We start from the raw sequence: 22,767 nt of genomic DNA on the forward strand, positions 1-22,767 counted from the left end.
TTTAAAAACAAAAAAGCCGACAATCTTGGTAGATTATCGGCCGTTGTATTATCTGAGAATTTCAGAGCCCACAATATTCCCTTTTTCGGAGAAACATTCTTTAAAAGTGGTCTGAATATTCATCTTTTTTTCTTTTTGCAAAGATATTAATTTTATATTAATTTTCAAATCTATTTTTCAAGGATCGATTCCAGCTTTGAAATCTTTTCTAATTTTTGTTTCAGCTCGTTGTTTTTCTCTTCATTGGAAATCTGCTGAGCCGACTTGTCGAAATTATCATTGAAAAACGGAAGCGTAAAGGTATCGATGATATTTCCGCCATGCAAAGGGAAACGCTTTTCGGCAGCTTCCAGAACTCCCAATCCTCCTCTGCCTCCGGGAGCAGTAGCCATCAGCAGCATCGGCTTTTCATTCCATACGGCTCTGTTTTTGATCCGGGAAGTCCAGTCGAATACGTTCTTAAACGCCGTAGAATAAGTTCCGTTGTGCTCGGAAAGCGATACCAAAAGAATATCTGCCGCATCGATTTTAGCCGCGAAATCAACTGCCTGCTGCGGAACCCCGCTTTCCACTTCGCGCTGATGCTTGTAAATCGGCATTTCGAAGTCGTTCATGTCTACGGTTTCCACCTCAGCATCCGGGATCAACGAAGCAGCATAAGTTACTAAAAGTTTATTGATGGACGTATCGGAATTGCTTCCTGCAATAGCTAATATTTTCATTGTTTATCTGTTGAATAAGTTTGTTTGTTTTTTAATGCCGCAAAGATCGGAAGATTTTTGGGATGTGAACCGTTTTAACTATAGATTATTATTAAATTTCTTATAGATGTTTTGATATTCATTTGATACAAAGCCTTTTACTATTATTAATTGTGTATAGGTTCGCAAGGCATTCTGTCCAGAAAAGAACTCTGTGCTTTGGATCATTATTCACAATACATGATATTGTCATTCAGAACCAACAGAAGTTTAATGCGAAAAATATTTTAACATTTAAAATGCTTAGTATCTTAGAGCCTGTTTAAATTTACCTTTTATATTTTAACATTAAGAATTTAAGGCATTTTAGCTTAAAAAATCAATATGTCGGTTGCCCGGCAATATTCAATTAAGTCAATTGAAATCATCGTATTAAAGTGAAGAATAAACAAAGTTTATTTAATTCAGAAAATTAAGAGAAATGACGGAAAGTTTGATGAATTAAAATTTTAAACAGGCTCTTAACCAAAAGTTCTTCCGTGATCCGGCACCTTCTTCAGGTCTTTTAATGAAGATTCCGGTTCAGTTTCATGTTAGCTTATTATTTTAAATAGGCCGGCAATTCCATCGGAACTTCCATCAGCAGGATTTCGGCATCTTCCACCGCCTCGATGTTGAAACTTTGGGTATCCCAGATTCCCAGGCCGTCCCTTTCATTCAGAATGCGGTCTCCTACTTTTGCACTTCCTCTGAGAACAAAGGCATACACCCCGTTTCCTTTTTTATTCAGCATATAGTTTTTGCCGTTTCCTTTGGTAAAATTTGCCAGGCTGAACCAGGCATCCTGATGGATCCATACGCCGTCATCATTTTTATTTGGCGACAGGATCTGTTGAAACCCATTGATCTTTTCTCCTTCTTTAATACTTTTCTGGTCATATCTCGGCTCCACACCCACTTCTCTCGGAAATACCCAGATCTGCAGGAATTTTACCGCCTGGTCTTTGTTCTTGTTGTACTCGCTATGCATTACTCCGGTTCCGGCACTCATCACCTGGATCTCGCCTTTTCTGATGACTGCGGTGGTTCCCATAGAATCTTTATGCTCCAGGTCCCCTTCCAGCGGAATGGAAATGATTTCCATATCGCGGTGCGGATGGGTCCCGAAACCCATTCCCTGAGTAACGGTGTCGTCGTTCAATACTCTTAACACCCCAAAGTTCATCCGGTCCTGATTCTGGTATCCGGCGAAACTGAAGGTATGGTAGCTGTTCAGCCATCCGTGGTTGGCATGTCCTCTGGTGTCTGCTTTGTGATATACTGTTTTCATATCGTGATTATTTATAGTACAAATGTACGGCGGCCATGCGGGAAATCTGTTGATGTAAGGTAAGAAAGGAAGACGGGCTGAGTATGGGAAGTACGGAAATTCCCCTCCCATGGAGGAGTGGCAGAAATTCCCAGAATTTCTGACGGGGTGGTTTATTGCGAAGGATAAGTTTCTGTAATGGCTTCTTTAAAAGTAAAGTAAAGGATTTGAAGTTGCAGATCGTTTTAAACCACCCCGTCAAAATTTTTTTAAAATTTTGCCACCCCTCCGAAAGAGGGAATTTTTTATCGGGGCTAAATTTCCTCCGCTACATAAGTTTTACATTTTATAATCGTCAATTCAAATTCTTGATCATCTCTCAAAATTCACCTGCGAAACAAAATTCACAATTTACAATTCACATACTCAGCCACCCCGTCAAAAATTCTTTGAATTTTCGACACCCTTGCGGATCCGAGAGGGTTTTAAAATTCTATTTCTTATGGATTTTATAGATGTAATTTCTCTGTTAGCTGTAATTCACCATTCACTTGCGCAGCAAAATTCACCATTCACCATCCATCTTCCGCTAAAAGGCTTCTTCGATCTTTGAGTTTTTCCGGAGGATCATCAGGAGGATGAAGATCAGGATCACGCAACCGGTAAGAAACTGAAGGATAAGGGTGGTCCGGTCTGAAAAATGGCCCAGCGTGTTGGTGATGATGCCGGTTCCCGTCTGGTTGGCAGCCATTAAAAACCCGGATACCAGTACAGACAGAGACGGAAATTCGACGGTTCCCCAACCGATGGAACCCGGAAACAAAGTGCCCATAAAAAAACCGGTCAGAAACATCATCGGGAGAAGCAGTCCGGCATCGGGATAGATCCAGAGTGCACTTAACAATACGGCAACTGCCAAAGGCGATCCCAGAAATCCATACGACAGGTTGAATTTTTTAGAAAAAATTCCGAAAAGAAGGCGGTTAAATGCAATTCCGCCCCAAAACAGGGAAAGTCCGAGACTTGCCTGTGAACTGTTGAGTCCCTGATTTTTAAGGATCACCGCGCCGAAACTTCCGAAGGCACCTTCGATAAACCCGTACAAAACAATGGCTGCAAAAAAAAGCCAGAGCCGGGAAGGGATCTTAAAATGGGCCGGAAGTTGGAAAAGCGGCCCTTTTTCAAGTTGCAGACACAGGAAAAGAATGAAGATGACCGCTACCAATATAAAAACGATTCCGGGAACATCCATCCAGTTCTGCAGGCTGCCGACGGCATTGATCATCAGCGGCGATGCCGAAGTTCCCAGGCCGACCAGGAACTGAAGGATGAGAATGGATGAGGATTTACTGTTTTCAGACAGGCTAGCTGCCAGCGGATTCAGGGTGGTAATAGACAGTCCGAAACCGGTTCCCGTGCAGGCGACCAGCACCATCAGTGCCGGAAAAAGCATCTGCTTTTCATTCATGAAAAACCGGAGGCTCCACAAACCTGCGGTAGCCGCCATCATCAGAACCAATCCTGTCCCCAAGATAATTTTAGGTCCTGTTTTATTGACCAGGAAAGGCGCTGCAAGACAGGAAGCGATAATGCAGATCACTTGTGGAATGAAGAGATTCCCGAACTGTGCCGGTGAAAGTGCGAAAAGGGCGCTATCAGTAAACACGCTGCTCAATGCCGGAAAAATAACAAAATTAAGACCCGTAAAAAATGCCAGCAGGTAAATCACCGTCATTCTGGCTATTCGGGAATTCATGATTTCAGAACGTTATTTTTCAGGTGTTCCCCTACCCTCAGGGCCATTGCAATGATCGTCAGGGCCGGATTAACCGCTCCGCTGGATACGAAAAAGCCTCCGTCTACGATATAGAGATTAGTCAGGTCGTGGGCTTTGCAGTAAGTATCCACTACTGAAGCGGATGGATCGGTTCCCATCCGGGTTGTTCCGTTCTGGTGAGCCGGAGACGCAATGTCCATTCCTTTGCTGAAATAGATGCCTTTGAACAGGAAAGAATCGAATTTCCCGGAAGCTTTGAGGGCTTTGATCAGCTCCTCTTTTAAATAGCTGTGTCCCTGCTGGTTGTTCGGGGTGTAGCTGATCTTGATCTGCCCGTTTTCGACGGTCACCCTGTTTTCCGGATCCGGAAGGTCTTCGGACGTGAGCCAGAAATCTACGGCGTGTCTGGCCATCAGTTCAAAAGTAAAGCCGGGTGCCGGCACGGGGCTGTCTGCCTTAATCTGGTGTTCATCTGATTTTCCCAGCATCTGGATGTGTCCGAGCGGAAATTCGTAACCTTTATTAGCATGGTAAAAATCATTTACCCCGAAGGTTTTCCCGAATTTGGTCGGGTTCGGTTCAGTATAAAGTGCTACCAGAGCGGAATTCTGATGGAACATATAGTTCCGTCCTACCTGATCCGATGAATTGGCCAGGCCGTTTGGAAACTTTTCACTTTTACTTTCCAGAAGAACGGCCGCGGAATTGATGGCTCCGGCAGAAAGAATGACCAGTCCTGCCGTCAGGGTTTTGGTTTCGCCGTCCTGTTCTACCCTAATTTCCGTAACTGTATCTCCTTCCTCATTGGTATTCAGCCTTAAGACTTTGGTATTGGTCATCAGTTCCACATTGGGATGCTCCAGTGCTTTTGAAAGTGAACATAAATGGGCATCCCCTTTTCTTTCCGCAGCATCGGGAAATCCGTCAAACCGGTCTAAAGTATAAGGGGCGTTGGCTGCTTTGTGAGGTTTAAAATTCACCCCAACCGGCAGTTCAAAAGGATGCCAGCCATAGCCGGACAGTTCGTCCACCACCTCCTGGATTCTCGGTTCGTGCGGCAGAGCGGCATACGGATAAGGCTCTTCATCGAAAGGTTCGGTAGGATCCGATCCTCTTTTTCCATGAACATAAAAAAGCTTTTCCGCCTGAAGGTAATATTCTTTCAGGTCGTCATACTGAATAGGCCATGCCGGTGACGTTCCGCCGTAATGCTGTATTTCTTTAAAATCCTCTTCCCTTAACCGGAACAGGGCTGCCCCGTAAAATTTGGTATTTCCGCCCACATTGTAATGCATTCCGGGACGGAAGGGTTTGTTGTGCTTATCCAGCCACTCGTCAGTTGTTGTGTATCTGTTTTTCTGAAAAACTTCCACCGAATCCCAGTTTTCTTTTTCCACCGGAACGTAATCTCCGCGTTCCACAACCAGTATTTTTTTGCCGCTGTCGGCCAGTTGGTAAGCCATGGTAGCACCTCCTGCCCCGCTTCCTATAATGATGATGTCGTACATATTCCTGTTTGTTTTACTTAAAGTTAGTGATTATAAGCCTCCTTCAGCTTAAAATAAGCTTAAAATCCGATAAATGATGCAAATCGGGAACCAAACAGGGAGGGATGGTTTTGTATGAACCATCATTATATTTTAACTGCAAAAAAGGCAAAAGATGTTTATCCTAAATCATGAAGGACAATTTTAACACATGAGTCACATCAGATTTTAATTTCTTTCTTTGCACATATTTTAGAACACATGAGAAAGAAAATCAGAGATTTTCATTGGAATATGACAGCCATTAACATTATTTAACGTGAACTCGACGAAAGATCTGGATTAAGAGGCTGGAAGCAGGAAGCCGAATGCCGGAAGTTTCTCTTGTCAGACACAGGATCAAAGACATTGATTTTTAAATTGAATATGTTATGGCTTTATCAGAGAGGTTCTTATTAAATCCTGAATAGCCAGCCTTAGTTTTTTTCAATCAGGGAGGACTGATTTATATTATTTTACAGTCCCGGAGGGACGGCTTAATACAGGATGGGATGAAGTCCTGTCAGAACTGTGAACCGTTTGTTTGTTCCGGCGAGGTGAGTAGTATCCAAACTCCCAACTGAATCAGCCTCATTTAATTTTTGAATTAAATAATTAAGTGAATATGATGCCACTACGGTCAAACTCACTTTATTGATCATCAATTATTTTGAATAAAGAATTGCTGACAGAGATTTAAAGACAAATGTGTATATTATTCTCTGATACTACGCTGAGATCCCCTGCGGGGATGACATAAATGGGCGAAATCCAAATTTATACTATAAGTCAACTAAATGGCTAACCGGTGTCTGAGCGGAGCCGAAGCCACGCCATTATGCCGGATGTTTTCAGATTTTGGCTAAAGCCGGATGGAAATTATTTTTTTTGCGAATGGGCTTTAGCCCATTCCTATTGATACCAGATGGTTTGTTCTTTTATTTGAAATATCACTGAAAAAAAACTGCTTCAGCAAATAGCTTAAGCAGTTTTTTTTTAGAATAGAGATTAAAATCAAATGAATCATCATAACTCATCAATGCAGACCGATCCTATTTGATTTTTGATTTAGAGATAAAAGAAACTTCCATCATCAAGCTCCCTTCTTCCAGCCTATTCATCTGATTTTTACTTTAAGTTTATGTTAATATGGTATTAAAAATGCACCTGCCGGATCTCCTCCTCAATCTCTTTCGGAGTTTCGTCTTCGGATTTGATGAAAATCAGGGTGAGGATGGCACCCAACAGCATGCAGATGCCTCCCACGACTACATAATCGATGGCCATCTTTCCGAATACACCGCTGACGATCGGTCCGCCGAATACACCATTGATAATTTGCGGGATCACGATAAAGAAGTTGAAAATCCCCATATACACGCCCATTTTTTTCTGCGGGATCACTTCGATCAGCATGGCATAAGGCATCGCGAGGATACTGGCCCAGGCAAATCCAAGCCCGATCATGGAAATCCAGAGCAGGCCGGTGTCTTTAATGAAATACATCAGGATGAGGCCGGTTCCCCCGAAAGCCAGGGCCAGGGCGTGGGTCTGCTTTTTCCCGATCCATTTCGCCAGCGGCGTCAAAATGAAGGCAAAGGGAATGGCCCACAGGTTGTACATCCCGAAGAGTTTACCGGTAAGGTCTCCCGCATCATTAAATGCTTTGGAATGGGTATCTTCCGGTGACAGTCCGAAATGATGGGTAGCTAACGCGCTGGTGGTAAATACCCACATGGTAAACAGGGCAAACCAGGAAAAGAACTGCACGATCCCAAGCCTTTTCATCTGGGGCGGAATATTGGAAAAATCTTTGAAGATATCCTTAAATTTTGAAGGCGGCGCAATATCTTTTCCTCCTTCGAAAGCAGCAAATTCTGCCGGAGAATATTCTTTGGTGGTGACAATGGTATAAATAATGGTCAGAAGTAGAAATCCTGCTCCTACATAAAACGAATAGATGACATTATCGGCTACAAAACCTGCGGCAGCTTCATTTGAAATGCCGAGCTGGGTAAGCCAGTCCGGAAGATAAGAACCGATCACCGCCCCAATCCCGATCAGGATGGTCTGTACGGAAAAACCGATGGTGCCCTGATGTTTCGGCAGCATATCGCCTACCAATGCACGGAACGGTTCCATGGCCACATTGATGGAAGCATCCATCATCGCCAGGAAAATGACGGCCAGCAGCAATACATTGGCCGCCATCATCTGGGTTGCCGACGCCGCATTTGGTAACATGACCAGACCGACAGCACACAGGATGGCGCCGATCAGGAAATACGGTTTTCTTCTTCCGAGCGGGCTCCAGGTATTGTCGCCCATATGGCCGATGATGGGCTGAACGATCAGTCCTGTGACGGGAGCTACCAGCCAGAACCAGGACAGTTCATGCACATCAGCACCGAAATTGGCCAGGATCCGGCTGGCGTTTCCGTTCTGCAGCCCGAAGGCCATCTGGATTCCCAGAAATCCCATGCTCATGTTGATGATCTGAAGCATGGATAAATCGGGCTTTTTTACTTTCCCGGATATACCGGAATCGTGTTTTCCTACCATTTCTGTCATTATTTTTTCAGTTTTTGAATTAATGCTTCTTCAATCGGGGCTTTTTCGGCAACGACTTTATCCACGACTTCGTTCGGAACGGTCATGGAAAGGACGTACTGCCTGATTTTCCACTGCCCGTTAATTTTTTCCACCACTCCCGAACCGCGGCAGATTTTCATCTGCGTATCGAGCAGCTCATCAAACCAGGCAAGCTTACCGTCTTTGCTGAAATAGATGTTTCTTTTCAGTGAGGTAAAGTTCCAGGTGGATTTTTTATCAAAATACGGTTTTGCCCAAGCTTTAAAAGCTTTTTTGTCCCAGACTTCAGTGGCGTCGGTCCCGATGAAGGCGGATTCGTCTGCAAAATAATTGAAGTAGGTATCGAAATCGGCTTTTGCAGCGGCAACGTTGAAACTGTCAAGCATGGTCCCGATGGCCGTTTTTTCATTTTCGGATTTTGTCTGGGCTGAAACGGCTGAAAAGCTGAGCATCATCAGCAGAAAAGTAAAAAGTATGGTTGTTTTTTTCATGTTGGGTTGTAGTTGTTGTTTAAACCTCATAGGTTTTGAAAACCTATGAGGTTTGAAGAGGTTTAATGATAGAGATCTATTATTTCAATTCAATAATCATCGATGTTTTAGCAGGAACGACGAAATCAGTTTTGACGGAGAATTCTTTTCCTGAAATGATATCTTTTCCTGTTGTAAACTGGTTAAGCGATTCTGCAAAATGTTTAATGTCAACGGTTTTTTCCTGGTCATTGTTATTGAGAACCACCATGACGCTTTCTCTGTCGTTATACCTGAAATAGACAAAAACATTATCCCGGGGAACGAAGTTTTTGGTTTTCCCTGTATGGATGACATCCTTCCCCTTTCTCCAGTTCAGCAGTTTCTGCGTGAATTGGTAAAATTCTTTCTGGTCCGCGGTCTGGGATGAAGGATTAAAGGCATTTTGCTGATCGGTTTTCCATCCGCCGGGAAAATCCCTTCTGATGTCGGCATCACCACCTTTGTTTTTATCGCCGCGCATTCCTACTTCGGAACCGTAATAGATCTGGGGAATTCCACGGACGGTAGAAATCACGGTTAGTCCCAGCTTGTAAGCTTTCGGGTCGGCATTGAAGATTTCGTTCCACCGTTCGGTATCGTGGTTTTCAAAAAAGACCATGACGTTGTTGATGTCCGGATACAGGAAATCGCTGGCCAGACTGTTGTAAATCCGGCTCATCCCGCTGTCCCAGCCGTCCTTTTCTCTGATGGCTTTAGGCAGATCGCCGTACAGCATAAAATCCATCACGGACGGAAGATGGGAATTGTAATGGGCAGCTTCCCCGGTTTTGGAATCCTTCTGCCAGGCGGAAATATAGGCCGGACTGCTGAGCCAGGTTTCCCCTACAATGTTGAACTTCGGATATTCATCGGTGATGGCTTTGGCCCATTGGGCCATGGCTTCTTTGTCGTTATACGGATAGGTATCTACACGGAACCCGCCGAGCTCGGCATATTCGATCCACCAGATGGCGTTTTGGGTAAGGTATTTTAATACCAGCGGATTGCTTTGGTTGATGTCCGGCATTGTTGTGTCAAACCATCCGTCCAAAGCGGTCTGCTTATCAATTTCCGAAGCATTGGTATCGAACTGGGTGGTCGTTTTGTAGTTGGACCGTTTAAAGCCTTTCTCTTCATCGCTAAAGGTATGGATCCAGTCTTTGGTCGGGAGGTCTTTGATGAGCCAATGGGAAATTCCCCAGTGGTTGGTCACATAGTCCATTACCAGCATCATTTTCCGTTGGTTGAGCTTTTGGGAGAGTTCCCGGTACTCTTCGTTGGTACCATAGCGGCCGTCAATTTTGTAGAGGTCGGTCTGGGCATAGCCATGGTAGGAATAAACTTTCTCGTTGTCTTCATTCACCGGGGTGAGCCAGACTGAGGTGGCGCCTAAGTTCTGAATGTAATCGAGATTGTTGATGATTCCCCTGAGGTCTCCGCCGTGTCGTCCGTTGGGAAGGCTGCGGTTGGCTTTTTCCGTAAGATCGGGCCTGGAATCATTTTTTTCATCACCGTTGGCAAAGCGGTCGGGCATGATGAGGTACATGACGTCTTTTGAGGTGAACGATTCCCGGTTGGCAGAGTTTGGGTGTCTCTCTTTCAGTTCATACGTATAGGAACCTACTTTTTTCCTGCCGTTTTTGATGGTAATATTGAATTTCGGAACGTTGATCTCGTTGGTGTTCACGGTTACAAAAACGTAATTCGGGTTTTCTACTTTGCGGATCTCTTTGGCCTGAATGCCGTCAGAAAGTTCGATTTCATTATTGGCAATATTTTTCCCGTAAACCAGGATCTGAAGCTCCGGGTTTTTCATTCCTTTCCACCAGAATGCCGGTTCTACGCGGTCCAGCGCTTTCTGGGAAAATGCCAGAGACGCCATGGAAACGGCAAAGGTGAGGTATATTTTTTTCATATTTTACTATAGTTGAATCAGTGTTGTTTTGAAAATACTGCTGATTTTTTATTTCCGTACTCCTGAATTGATCCGGATGTATTTTCACGAGGGTTTCTTAAAAAACTCTCCGCCCATAGCCCCGATCGCAGCGGTTACCCCACAGCGGGGACGGCCATGCGGCGGCGCGAGGAGTATGAGCGGAGAGCGGGAAAAAGCTCCTGAAAAACAATGGTCTTCAGGAGGCTTCTCTTATTTCACCGGCTTCGCAGAGATGGCAAAACCACCGCTTCTTACCATGTTGACCCTGATCTTAGATTTGCTGGTAACCGTCTTTTTGTAGATGTTGTAGCTTTGAGGATTGTTGACATAATCCGCATCCTTTCCGTCTTCATATACCGTTACTTCATATTTACGGCCTTTGTCGAGGAACGAGAAATCCACGGTGTATTCGCGCTTGTTTTCATCGGTAATTCCACCTACGAACCAGTCTTCGGTACCTTTGGCTTTCCGGGCCGTGATGATGTAGTCTCCCGGCTCGGCAGATAAGATCCTGGTATCGTCCCAGTCGGCGGCAACGTCTTTAATGAACTGGAAAGCATCCATGTGGCGTTTGTAGTTTTCCGGCAAGTCGGCGGCCATCTGCAGCGGCATGTACATCACGACATACAGGGCCAGCTGTTTGGCCAGGGTGGTTTTTACGAAACGTTTGTCGCCCGGGAAATAGTAATCCAGTTTGGTCTGGAAAATTCCCGGTGTGTAGTCCATCGGTCCGCCCATCCATCGGGTAAACGGAAGAATGGTCTGGTGATCGGGGTTGTTTCCGGCAAAGGCTTCAAACTCGGTTCCCCTTGCGGCTTCGGCGGAAATCCAGTTCGGGTAGGTCCTGCTTTCCCCGCCCGGACGAACGGATTCATGGGAGTTGACCATGATTTTATACTCGTTGGCTTTTTGGGCAATCCTGTAGAAATGGTTGATGGTCCATTGGGAATAATGGTGCTCGCCTCTCGGAATAATATCGCCGACATAACCGGTTTTTACCGCGTCATAGCCGTAATCATTCATCAGCTTGAAGGCTTTATCCGCCCATCTTTCGTAATTGGTGGCGGAACCGGAGGTCTCATGGTGCATGATGAGCTTCATGCCTTTGGAGTGGGCATAGTCGTTCAAAGCTTTGATATCGAAATCCGGGTACGGTGTAATGAAATCAAAGACAAATTCCTTGGAATGTCCGAACCAGTCTTCCCAGCCCACGTTCCAGCCTTCAATCAACAGGCCTTTGAAGCCGTTCTCTGCAGCGAAATCGATGTATTCTTTTACTTTTGTCGTATTCGCGGCATGTTTTCCATTTGGGGTCAACTTTGAGAAATCCGTTACACCGATGTGCACGTTTTCCGCAGTAGAATACGCCCACTGGGATTTCCCGATGATCATTTCCCACCATACGCCCATGTATTTGGTCGGGTGAATATATGAGGTGTCGGTATATTTGGTCGGTTCGTTGAGGTTGAACATCATTTTGGAACCTAATACTTCTTCCGCTTTCGGAGAAACGATGATGGTTCTCCACGGAGATACGGAGGACGTCTGGATATAGCCTTTCGCACCCTGACGGTCCGGAGTCAGATGCGTTTTGAATTTGAAATTCACGGCGTCCACTTCGAGGTTGGAAGCCGGATAGTCCAGTACGGCCGCTTCTCCAAGGTTTACGTATAAAGGCTCTTTTCCTTCTCTCTTCAGCATCAGCGGCGACTGTACCGCATTCGGCACCATCTGCTGGGAAGCATTGCTGTCGAATGAACTCGGCCATCTGGCCGGGATTTCAGAAATCTTCGTGGTCTGCGGCTGGTATTCCTGCGAATCGTAGTCGGCAGCAATCCACCAGGCTTTCATATCGGTCGGGAAATCGATTTCGGAATCTTCTTCGCGGATGACAAAATAGTTCAGGTTTTTCTGCTGCGGAAATTCGTAACGGAATCCAAGCCCGTCGTTAAACAGCCTGAATTTAACGACGATATCCCGGTCGGTGGCATCCTGATGCAGGGTTACCGCCAGCTCGTTGTAGTTATTGATATAATTTTTCTTTTCGCCCAGTACCGGCTGCCAGGTTTCGTTTTTAGAATCCCTGGTTTCCGTTTTTTTGGAAAAGCCGTTGTTGAGATCGAATTTCGCATCTTCCGGCTTGGCGATTTCCGACGCAAATTTAATGGCCGTATCCTTGAATAACCTCAGCCCCAGTTTCGAGTCTTCCACGACCACGGCGCCGTTGTATTTCAGGTTGTAATAGGGTACGCCCTGCTTCAATTGGAAATCCATCCGGAATTTTCCGTCCGGCGACTGTAAAGTCTGTGCGTTCACTCCTGCAAACATCATTGAGAACAAGACCGCCCCCATCGTAATTTTCTTCATAATGACTATTCTAAGTTTAAAAATAAAAAAAGTGCTGCTTGCGAGCAACACTTTTAAAAAATATATATGCGCTTATTTCTTGATGAAAATATATCTGCCATCCAGATCGTTAAAATAAACATCGTAATTCCCCGCTTCATTAATAGGGATATTCCCTCCGCCTAACTGTCCGATACCGGAAAAAGGCGTGGTATTTCCCCAATTGGTTCCCCAGTCATTATTGGCCCTGAATTTTGCTTCTCCGACGGTTAATGCAACATTTGAAATTTTCCAGAGGTGAGGATTTGCTGCAGAGGCCGTCATATCCTGATCGCTGTTCCACCCGTCCGGTGTAGACGATCCGATGATTCCGATGGTAGGATAAACAGCCCCTGACGCTGAAGACGGTGTCAGGGAGTAAGTCTTTGCATTGATATCGATCTGAAAAGTATAGTATCCCGCCGTTGTAATATTGAAAGAGCCGGGTTCGTTCGATCCGTCTTCATTACTGGCCGCTACCAGACTGCCGTTCAGGCCCCACTGAGGATGCCAGACTCCAAGCTTTTCAAGTAATTTGAACGCCCCTGCCGAGAAATAACCTCTGAAATAAAATTTATTCACGTTATCCGGATCCCGGAAAAGGGCCTTGTTGTTATTATTGTTGTTCCAGTCCGCTTCTGTAGCATTTCCTACCAGATACAGATTTTTCAGACTGACGAAAGGCGTGACTTTCATAGTAACCACATTCGAGTAATAATTGGTATTCGAACTGAAAGAGGATTTAAGTCTTACCTCAACATCCGTTGCTTCCCCGGCTTTGGCTCCTGAAGCAATCAGGAAATCATTAAGTACTTTATGGGTAATCGCAAGGGTTTTATCTGACTTAGGCGCACTTACCTGCTGGGATTTACTGAAATTATGTCCTTTCAGATCGATTTCAATAAAATATTGAGGGATAGCTACGGCCTGATCAAATACAGGTGGGGAATAGGTAAATTTCACAGCTTCTGCAGCAGGCGTTGAATTATTGAGAACCAGCACGCTATTATCCGCAGATAGTGTTCCTTTAACCGCTTCATTCATAACTACCTGATCATCTTCTCCCGTACAGGAAAACATGAGCATAAACAGCATGGAAGACCATATAATTTTTAGTGTATTTTTCATTTTCTAGATTGATTTAAAAATTAGAAACCAGGATTTTGGGTCAAATTAGGATTCGACTGAAGTGCCGAACTCGGTATCGGGAATACTTTGTAATTATCCGAAATGGAAACTCCGTTTTTCACGCCTCCTTTCCATGGCCAGAGATAGGATCCTCCCGTAAATTTTCCGAATCTGATCAAATCCTGTCTTCTCATTCCTTCAAAGTTCAGTTCTCTTGCTCTTTCATCCAAAAGATTATCAAGAGTAAGTGTACCTAATGGTAATGCAGAAGATCTGGCCCTTACCTGATTTACATAAGTAAGACCCTGGGCAACCGTAGTTCCGGAAGCGCCTCTTAGTGCGCATTCAGCATACATCAGATAGACATCTGCCAATCTGAATAATGGGAAATCCGTTGAGGAATAGTCTGTTGCTCCACCAGTACCGTTAGAATCCTTATTCCAGAATTTATCTGAAGGCAATCCGTCCGTCCATGCTTTATAGTCGTTCATTTCCCAATTATGGCCTTGTGTCCAGAACAGTTTTGCTCTTTTATCAGGACTGGCCTGAAGATCGGCAATACTGTTTCCGAATAAACCATACCATGCTTTTGTAGCCCTGTGCCCGGCCCAGCCTTGTTTGGCACCGAAATCAGCAGGAACCATGGTGTCCGTACTAATGCTTCCGTTAACCAGATACGTCGTATTTCCGAAACTCTGGCTGGATACCGCATCTGCGATCAGCGGAAATATGATTTCTTTGGAAGTGTTGTTATCTGATGAAAAATTCTTTCTTATATTGGATTCCAGCTGATAACCTCCTTCATTTATGATTTTATTGAGGTAGGTGGCTGCATCATTATATCTTGCTGTTCCGGTGTAGACTTCGGCGTTAAGATATAGTTTAGCCAGCAGCATCCTTGCGCAGGCTTTATTTGCCCTTCCGTAAGAGTTGGTTACCGGTAACGTTGCTTCAATGGCCAAAAGCTCGCTTTCCACATAGTTGAAAAGATCCTTTCTTGAAGATTCGGGCAACGGTGCGGCAGTGTTGAAATTCTGGTCATTCACCAATACTCCTTTTCCAAACAGGTCGATCAGATAATAATAGGACAAAGACCTCAGGAACCTCAATTCGTCAACTACCTGGTTCTTGTTGGCATAATTCACCTGGTCGCTTTTCATGATAAGGATCAGGTTGGTAGCCTGCGGAACCGTATAGTAAATCCGGTCGTATACGTATTTAAAAAACTTATTGTTTGAAGTCCAGTTTGAAGTGGTGGTCAACTGATCCAACCCGTTGTCTCCCCATCTGTTCTTCATGTCGTCAGCAGTAAAATCCTGCAGGTTCACCAATCCTCTTACGAACGGCGATTCTCCCGGATCGGCTCCCGAGATATCGGATTTATCGGGGCCCTCCACACTGGAAAGCGCAAAACTGGCATATAGCCTCGAAAGAAGACCTTCTACGGCGTTCGGATCTGCTGCCAGGAGGTTTGCCAAAGTCTGCTCTACCTTCGGCTGTGTATCCAGGTCATTTATACAGGCCGTATTTACAGCAAGGAATGTTAAAAGGGCCAGTACTTTATATTTGGTATTTTTCATTTTGGTATTTTTTAAAAATTAAAGTTAAATCCGACGGTATAGATTCTCGGTCTCGGATAAAAATTGTTATCAATGCCCGAAAAATTTTCAGGATCCTGGCCCGAATAATCAGTCCATGTATACACGTTATTTACAGAGGCATATACTCGCACATTGGTACTTTTAAATACATTTTTAAATAAATAGCCCACTGTCACATTGTCCAGTTTCAGGAAAGAAGCATCTTCAAGGAAATAATCCGATAAATACAGGTTATCCGAAATGGTAAACGGCGAATCTGCGGTAGAAGCCAGCGTATTGTTCAGGTTTAATGAATTTGAAGGAATGGTAGCGCTTTTCAGGCCCTGGGCAATCCTTCTCGTGTTGTACATAAGCCCGCCGATCTGTCCGCGGAACGCTGCATTAAGGTCCCAGTTTTTATAGTTGACTGTTGTGCTGAACCCGTAAGTCCACCGCGGCCTGATCGCTTTAAAGTATTTATCGTCGTCATTGATGACCCCGTCATTATTCCGGTCAACGTATACATTATCAAGAGGCTTTCCGTTTGCGTCATAAACCTGTTGCAGTACCCATGCAGAATAAGGCTGCCCGCCCACCACATTGGTGGCCAGCTTTACCCCCGTTCCTACCGGTAATGTGCTTTCCAGAACCTGGATGTTTTTAACATCTCCCAGGTCTAAAATTTTGGAATCGTTATACCCGAAGTTTCCGGATACAGACCAGCTGGTAGTTTCATTTTTTACGGGAATGACGGTTAGATTAAGCTCGACCCCTTTATTTTCCAGGGAACCGACGTTTTTCGTAAACTCATTGGTAAGACCCTGTCCCGGCGGCAAAGTTACTTTTGCTAAAAGATTGGTTGTTTTTCTTTGATAAACATCAACGCTACCTGATATTCTTTCCTGTCTGAAAAATGAGAAATCAATTCCCCCGTTCCATGTTTCTGCAGTTTCCCAGCTTAAGCCCGGATTAAACGGTAATGCACTATAAGTACCCACTCCCGGAAAATACTGTGAATTGGTTCCTCCGATTGAAAAATATGCACTGGAAGGATAATATCCTGCTACGTTCGTGATATCGGCATTACCGGTCCTACCCCATCCCAGCCTGAGTTTAAGATCGTTTACGTTTGCAGATTCCTTTAAAAAGTCTTTATTTACCTTCCAGGCAAAACCAACTCCCGGGAAGTAGCCCCATCGTTCACCTTTCTGAAACAGTGAGGAAGCATCCGCCCTGAAATTCAGGGTGAATAAATATTTATCGTAAAAATCAATATTGGCCCTTCCCAGGAACGACTGCAGATTGAGTACATTGTAGTATCGGTTGTTAGGGTTCAAAGGGGTTCCCGGATTCGGAACCCTCAGACCGCTGGCGTCATCGTACCGGTATTGGTCCTTATACCCGTCTTTTTTGAAATTCTGATAGGAATACCCTCCCTGAACCAGAAAATGCGAAAGAAAACCTGAATATCTTTTTTCATAGACGAGATAAGCGTCCATGGTCTGATTCACAATGGTCTGATTTTCGGCATAATCCACTCCCGGACTGAATACATAGTCATTAGGAATCAGAGCATTCTGCGGGTTCCTATAGGTAGCAACGGCGTTGTTGCTGAAAACCGTTTTCAGATCAGACTTGGAAGCTTCCAGTCCCAGGTTTACAATAGCCCGTAAATCGGGTAGGAAATGAAATTTATAATTGATTTCGGCATTTCCTAAAAACTTGGTTACTTTTTGAGGAGACTGCCGCTGGAGAAGAACTGCCAACGGGTTGCTCTGCCCCTGGATAAGATATTGGTTTCCTTTCGGCACAACGTTCTGGTAATACCCTCCGAACCTGTCATAAGGCTCGCCCGTTAAACCGGTTTCGGATACATAAACGGGTAAAGTAGGATTCATATTCAGTGCACCGCCGATTGCCGCTCCGTCATCAATGGCATTGAGCTTGGAAAACAGTCCCTTCAAGCTGAAATCGATTTTCAGATGGTTGTCAAAGAACGTAGGCGTAATATTTAACCCTGCAGAAAACCTTTCGTAATCACTGGTCCTGATCACTCCTTCCGTCCTGTTGTAGCCTAATGACAGCCGGGTAGGCACCTTATTGAATAAGCTTCCCGAAACACTCAGGTTGTTATCCGAAGAAACGGAATTCCGGTAAATGACTTTCTGCCAATCCGTATTATATATTTTTCCCGGTACCGTTTTATTATTTACGTCCCCTCCGACTCCTAAGAGATAATTGAAATCCGGATAGTTCTGATTGATAAAACGGGTAAATTCGCCGGCGTCCATGACGTCGATATACCTGCTTACCGTGCCTACGGAAACATAGGTATTCAGGTTTACCCTGAGCTTTCCGCCGCCTCTTTTGGTCTTGATGATGATTACCCCGTTGGATCCCCTGTTCCCGTAAATAGCGGTGGCAGATGCATCTTTCAATATGGAAAAAGATTCGATATCGTTCGGGTTGATCAGGTTCAGCGGATTGGCTACCCCCGCCGGGTTGCTGGTATCAAGCGGAACTCCGTCAATAACGATCAATGGGTTATTGTTGGCCGTAAAAGAGGATCCGCCTCTGATTCTGATATTCGGGGTGGCATCGGGCGAACCTCCGGAGTTGGTGATCCTTACCCCCGGGGCTTTCCCCGTAATCAGCTGATCTGCAGAAACAATCGCCCCTCTGTTGAATTCTTTTTCCGAGACCGCAGTAATGGAACCGGTTAGGTCAGATTTTTTCTGCCTGCCGTAACCGACGAGTACCACCTCATCAATTTTTTTCTCCTTGGTTGTAGAGTCCGTCTGTGCATGGACCATTGCGCTGGCCAACAGGAAGGCAGGCGCAATTTTTAATACCGTTGTAAAGTTTTTCACAATATTATTTTTATATAGTTTCTTCGTACTTATCTTTTAGCCGAAAGGCCTGATGCAATTTATAAAAAAATTATAATTAACTTAATTTTAATTAAAAATTACATAAATTTATGTAAATTAAAAGCGCACATTTATTTAGTACATTAATAACCAATATTTTAGATTAAAATATGCAAAACATAATATTAATATAATTTTAACAAAAAGTTAAACAATCGTTTAACTAAATATACCCTTTTCATCAATTTGGCACTCTCCGAAAGCCTCAATCTTGTTATCTTCTCTACTTTCGATGATTATCCTTATCTTTGCAGTTCAAAAAACTTTACTATAAATGTCAAACAGAAAGATGATTACGGCAGCTTTGCCTTACGCAAACGGACCGGTTCATATTGGGCATTTGGCAGGGGTTTATATTCCTGCGGATGTATATGCAAGATTTCAGAGAAGATCAGGGAAAGAGGTCGCGTTTATCTGTGGTTCGGATGAGCACGGAATTCCCATTACCATAAGAGCTAAAAAAGAAGGCGTAACGCCTCAGGATATTGTTGATAAGTACCATGAGATCATTAAAAAATCCTTTTCGGATCTGGGGATTTCCTTTGATGAATATTCCAGGACAACGTCTGAAAAGCATTATGAAACCAGTCAGGATTTTTTTAAGGTGCTTTATGAAAAAGGCAAATTCACCGAAGAAATGTCTGAACAGTATTTTGATGAGCAGGCAGGAGAATTCCTTGCCGACCGTTACATTGTAGGAACCTGCCCCAACTGCGGCAACGAAAATGCTTACGGCGACCAGTGTGAAAAATGCGGTTCTACCCTATCGCCGTCCGAGCTGATCAATCCCAAATCAATGCTGAGCGGAAACGTTCCTATTTTAAAAGAAACAAAAAACTGGTACCTGCCTTTAAACGAATATGAAGATTTCCTGAACGAATGGATCATCGAAGGCCATAAGGACGACTGGAAGACCAACGTATACGGACAGGTAAAATCATGGCTGAATGACGGGCTGAAACCTCGTGCCATGACCAGAGACCTGAACTGGGGCGTTCCGGTTCCGTTGCCGGGTGCCGAAGGAAAAGTATTGTACGTATGGTTCGATGCCCCGATCGGTTATATTTCGTTTACTAAAGAATGGGCGGAGAAAAACGGCAAAGACTGGAAAGATTACTGGCAGAGCGAAGAATCCGACCTGGTCCACTTCATCGGAAAAGACAATATCGTGTTCCACTGTATTATCTTCCCTTCGATGATGAAAGCTCACGGCGATTACATCATGCCGAAGAACGTTCCTGCCTTTGAATTCCTGAACCTGGAAAATGACAAGATTTCAACTTCCCGAAACTGGGCGGTCTGGGCACATGAATATGTAGAAGATTTCCCTGGACAGCAGGATGTACTGCGGTACGCGCTTCTGTCCTCCGCTCCGGAAACCAAGGATAATAATTTTACATGGAAAGACTTCCAGACGAAGAACAATTCTGAATTGGTAAATATTTTTGGAAACTTCATTAATCGTGTTGCTGTTTTAATTAATAAATATTTTGAAGGCAAAGTTCCTGAAGGAAACATCAACGCTCCAGAACTTGAACAAATCAGCAAAAGTGCAATTGAGATAAGAAATTATCTGGATAATTATGAATTCAGAAATGCCTTGACAGCATTCATGAACTTAGCAAGATTTGGAAATGGATATCTGCAAAACGAAGAGCCATGGAAAACTTTCGAAAATGATGTTGAAAAAACAAAAAACACATTATTTATCGGAGCTCAAATTGCTGTTGCACTAGGAAATTTAGCAGAACCTTTCCTTCCTTTCACAGCTGAGAAAATTTATGAAATTTTCAATGTTACTCAATTAGACTGGACGACAATTGAAAATTCAAAAGTTTTAATTGAAGCGGGTCATAAAATCGTTGAAAAGGCACCCCTTATTTATTCTAAAATTGATGACCAAGTAATTGATGCCCAAATAGAAAAACTAGAACAAACCAAGCAAAACAATAAAAAAACCAACCCTAACGCCAACCCTATGAAAGACGAGATCACTTTTGATGATTTTACGAAAATCGACCTGAGAACCGCAACTATTTTAGAAGCTGAAAAAGTGGAAAAAGCTGATAAGCTGCTGAAGCTGACCGTTGATACAGGGGTGGATGTAAGAACGGTGGTTTCCGGAATCGCGGAAAGCTTTACGCCGGAAGAAGTGATCGGAAAGCAGGTGATGATTTTATTAAACCTTGCACCGAGAAAGATCAGAGGCATCGAATCCCAGGGAATGCTGTTGCTGACCACAAAACCCGATGGAAAATTGTCTTTTGTAACGCCGGATGACAACAATGTAGAAAACGGTATCGAGATCGGGTAATTTTTCAATAATTATATTATAAAAATGGGCAATCTATGCCCATTTTTTTATCTGCCATGGTACAGAAAAAAGTGTTACAGAAGCTTACCGATCCGGAACTCGAGCGGTACTTACGGGAAGACAGCCGGTTCACGCCGGAGGCAATGAAGCTGGCCGCTGAAATTCTTGAAGAAAGAGGCCGGATTTTTACGGATGATGAAAAATTCCGTATCCGGAAGCTTATCAGGAAAAAAAATGAAGACGAGGAGCGTAAAAGACTGGAACAGGAAGAACTGCAGAAAGATCACATTACTGAGGATCCTGAAGCTGTCCGTCTGCACTCCAGAGAACTGATTATGCTTTTCGGCCTTTGTCTGGGGTTTATTTCCGGTGCGATTCTTCTGAGCCTGAACCTCTTTAAACTGAAAAAGTACAAGGAAGGTACCGGTATTATTTTTCTTGGTATTGCGTATTCTATCATCCAGTATTTTGGAATCCCATTAATGTATGAGACAGGAACCTCTGGAAAAACCACGGTTTTCAACCGGAGTCCTGAATTGTTGTTTGCCGTTACGGGATTTTTACTGCTTTATTTTCTATGGATAGAAACCATAAAAAAGCTCCCTTACCGCAAGAATTCATTAATGGTCCCGATGATCATCGGATCGTTATCCGCTTTTTTGAGCTACATGAATTATTACGGATACTCCCCGTCTTATCTCTTCGTCATTTTAGCCAGATAAGAATCCTCTTCCTGCAAGACTTTCTCAATCTTGAAACCGTTGTTTTCCGCTGCATTTTTCAGGGTATTGAAATCCAGGTACAGCCATTTGATCGGATCTTCGGATTCGCCTTTATAGTGGACGATGTAATCCAGCTCGCCGTAATAGCCTTCCGCCGGAATGTAAACGCCGCCGTCTTCGTCCGCATCAAACATATACAGGATATCGGTGCTGTCGATTAAAATCTGTCCTTTGGCATTGAGTAAACCGTAAAGCTTTTTCAGGTAAATGTCGATCACATGGAGGCTCTGAAAAATCCCAGTTCCATTCATCAATAAAAGAATGGTGTCGAAAGTTTCGCCCGAATAATGCAGCATATTTTCGGCGACCGCTTTCTTAACGCCTCTCAGTTTACAGACTTCGATGGATTCCGGCGAAATATCCAAAGCCGTAACATCCAGGTTTCTTTTCTCCTGAAGATACAATGAATGGGAGCCTGCTCCTGCCCCGATGTCGAGGACTTTCCCCTGAGCAAGCTTCAAAGCTTTCTGCTCAATCTTATTCATCTGATCAAAATCACGGAACAGATAGTTTACCGGTAGCTCATCCTGTTCGGAAATGGAAGTTTCGGTCTGCAGGTCTTCCGGATTTTCATTGTGGTAATAATCCCGGATGGCTTTGCCCATTAAGTCTTTCATACTTTTTATTTATGGGTGCAAAGATACTGTTTCCCACATTAAATTTATATCTTCTTTTTCCATCTGTCTATTGAATTGCATTCAGTTACCGTTCACATCGCTCAGTTTTCCCTTTCCAACTGCCAGAACCGAAAATATTTTTTCAGCTCATTAAAAGATGACAGATACAGTAAAGGAACTTTCGTTTCAGCAATAAATTCACGGTATTTTACCCTGTTTTTGGGTGCTTTAAAAATAATGTATTTTACCAGGCTCCAGCTAAACTGCCCGGTAGCGCCCGGAAGATTTCCCGGACGGGAAGCTGACCCCTTCCATGTTCTCAGCAGATACCGGAGAACGGAACCCCGAACATTAAAATCCAGCCAGATCACTGCCGTGGCATTCAAAAATCTTTCCTTCATCAAAAAACTGTAATTCCCTTCGATGATCCACCCGCTGTTTTCTGCGATAAACCGGTCATGATCTTTTCTGAATAGCTCTTCATCCCTTGGTTGCCAGTTAGTTCCCGGTACATGGGCAATCTGATCCAGGTGACAGATGCTGACCTGTAGTTTTTCAGCCAGGGCTTTTGCCAGCGTGGACTTTCCGACCGAACTCGGCCCGATGATACAAATCTTTTTTCCTAAATCGTTTAAAAATATCATTTTAAGCAATAAACATAAATAATCAGTCTGCAAA

General features: G+C 44.0%; 15 protein-coding genes. 2 read left to right on the forward strand and 13 right to left on the reverse strand.

Translation table 11 applies throughout. The annotated features are described in order from the left end of the window. Window positions 1-170: 170 nt before the first annotated feature. The 11 genes from CHA01nite_RS12330 to CHA01nite_RS12380 all read right to left on the reverse strand — a co-directional run bounded on the left by CHA01nite_RS12330 (window position 171) and on the right by CHA01nite_RS12380 (window position 18,316). Entirely contained in the window at window positions 171-722 is a 552-nt protein-coding gene (locus CHA01nite_RS12330; RefSeq protein ID WP_146941764.1) for an NADPH-dependent FMN reductase, read from the reverse strand. A gap of 580 nt (window positions 723-1,302) precedes the next feature. Continuing rightward, window positions 1,303-2,031 carry a pirin family protein gene (locus tag CHA01nite_RS12335; RefSeq protein ID WP_146941766.1) on the reverse strand — a complete coding sequence of 243 codons (729 nt, stop codon included), beginning with the start codon at window positions 2,029-2,031 and terminating at the stop codon, window positions 1,303-1,305. Between the two features lie 568 nt (window positions 2,032-2,599). Next, window positions 2,600-3,766 (reverse strand): MFS transporter, encoded by a 1,167-nt coding sequence (locus tag CHA01nite_RS12340; protein WP_146941768.1) that lies wholly within the window; start codon window positions 3,764-3,766, stop codon window positions 2,600-2,602. Beyond that, on the reverse strand, window positions 3,763-5,295 hold the full coding sequence (locus tag CHA01nite_RS12345) for a GMC oxidoreductase (RefSeq protein ID WP_146941769.1): 1,533 nt from the start codon (window positions 5,293-5,295) through the stop codon (window positions 3,763-3,765). The genes CHA01nite_RS12340 and CHA01nite_RS12345 overlap by 4 nt, the downstream gene beginning before the upstream one ends. 1,173 nt (window positions 5,296-6,468) lie before the next feature. After that, entirely contained in the window at window positions 6,469-7,884 is a 1,416-nt protein-coding gene (locus tag CHA01nite_RS12350; RefSeq protein WP_146941772.1) for an MFS transporter, read from the reverse strand. Continuing rightward, complete coding sequence (locus tag CHA01nite_RS12355) at window positions 7,884-8,396, reverse strand: nuclear transport factor 2 family protein (protein ID WP_146941774.1); 513 nt, start codon at window positions 8,394-8,396, stop codon at window positions 7,884-7,886. The genes CHA01nite_RS12350 and CHA01nite_RS12355 overlap by 1 nt, the downstream gene beginning before the upstream one ends. Window positions 8,397-8,475: 79 nt before the next feature. Beyond that, a complete protein-coding gene (locus CHA01nite_RS12360; RefSeq protein WP_146941776.1) occupies window positions 8,476-10,332 on the reverse strand; it encodes a glycoside hydrolase family 13 protein in 1,857 nt (618 codons plus the stop codon). Between the two features lie 231 nt (window positions 10,333-10,563). Further along, window positions 10,564-12,720, reverse strand: a complete 2,157-nt coding sequence (locus tag CHA01nite_RS12365) for a glycoside hydrolase family 97 protein (RefSeq protein WP_146941778.1) — start codon at window positions 12,718-12,720, stop codon at window positions 10,564-10,566. A 72-nt stretch (window positions 12,721-12,792) separates the two neighbouring features. Further along, complete coding sequence (locus tag CHA01nite_RS12370) at window positions 12,793-13,866, reverse strand: SusE domain-containing protein (protein ID WP_146941780.1); 1,074 nt, start codon at window positions 13,864-13,866, stop codon at window positions 12,793-12,795. A gap of 20 nt (window positions 13,867-13,886) precedes the next feature. Next, window positions 13,887-15,446, reverse strand: a complete 1,560-nt coding sequence (locus tag CHA01nite_RS12375) for a RagB/SusD family nutrient uptake outer membrane protein (protein ID WP_146941782.1) — start codon at window positions 15,444-15,446, stop codon at window positions 13,887-13,889. Window positions 15,447-15,457: 11 nt separating this feature from the next. Then, window positions 15,458-18,316: a SusC/RagA family TonB-linked outer membrane protein gene (locus CHA01nite_RS12380; RefSeq protein ID WP_146941784.1), complete on the reverse strand. Its 2,859-nt coding sequence runs from the start codon at window positions 18,314-18,316 to the stop codon at window positions 15,458-15,460. A 334-nt stretch (window positions 18,317-18,650) separates the two neighbouring features. Here CHA01nite_RS12380 and metG point away from each other — a divergent pair, with 334 nt between their 5' ends. Both metG and CHA01nite_RS12390 read left to right on the forward strand, forming a co-directional pair. Beyond that, the gene (gene metG, locus CHA01nite_RS12385; RefSeq protein ID WP_146941786.1) at window positions 18,651-20,690 is read left to right on the forward strand and encodes a methionine--tRNA ligase; all 2,040 of its coding nucleotides are present in this window, start codon (window positions 18,651-18,653) and stop codon (window positions 20,688-20,690) included. Window positions 20,691-20,725: 35 nt separating this feature from the next. Next, the gene (locus CHA01nite_RS12390) at window positions 20,726-21,412 is read left to right on the forward strand and encodes a hypothetical protein (RefSeq protein ID WP_146941789.1); all 687 of its coding nucleotides are present in this window, start codon (window positions 20,726-20,728) and stop codon (window positions 21,410-21,412) included. Here CHA01nite_RS12390 and CHA01nite_RS12395 read toward each other — a convergent pair. Both CHA01nite_RS12395 and CHA01nite_RS12400 read right to left on the reverse strand, forming a co-directional pair. Continuing rightward, window positions 21,385-22,089: a class I SAM-dependent methyltransferase gene (locus tag CHA01nite_RS12395; protein WP_146941791.1), complete on the reverse strand. Its 705-nt coding sequence runs from the start codon at window positions 22,087-22,089 to the stop codon at window positions 21,385-21,387. The genes CHA01nite_RS12390 and CHA01nite_RS12395 overlap by 28 nt on opposite strands. Window positions 22,090-22,190: 101 nt before the next feature. Then, window positions 22,191-22,733, reverse strand: a complete 543-nt coding sequence (locus CHA01nite_RS12400; RefSeq protein WP_146941793.1) for a P-loop NTPase family protein — start codon at window positions 22,731-22,733, stop codon at window positions 22,191-22,193. Window positions 22,734-22,767: the final 34 nt, after the last annotated feature.

Origin of the sequence: Chryseobacterium hagamense, assembly GCF_007991455.1 — a bacterium.
Classification (GTDB): domain Bacteria; phylum Bacteroidota; class Bacteroidia; order Flavobacteriales; family Weeksellaceae; genus Chryseobacterium; species Chryseobacterium hagamense.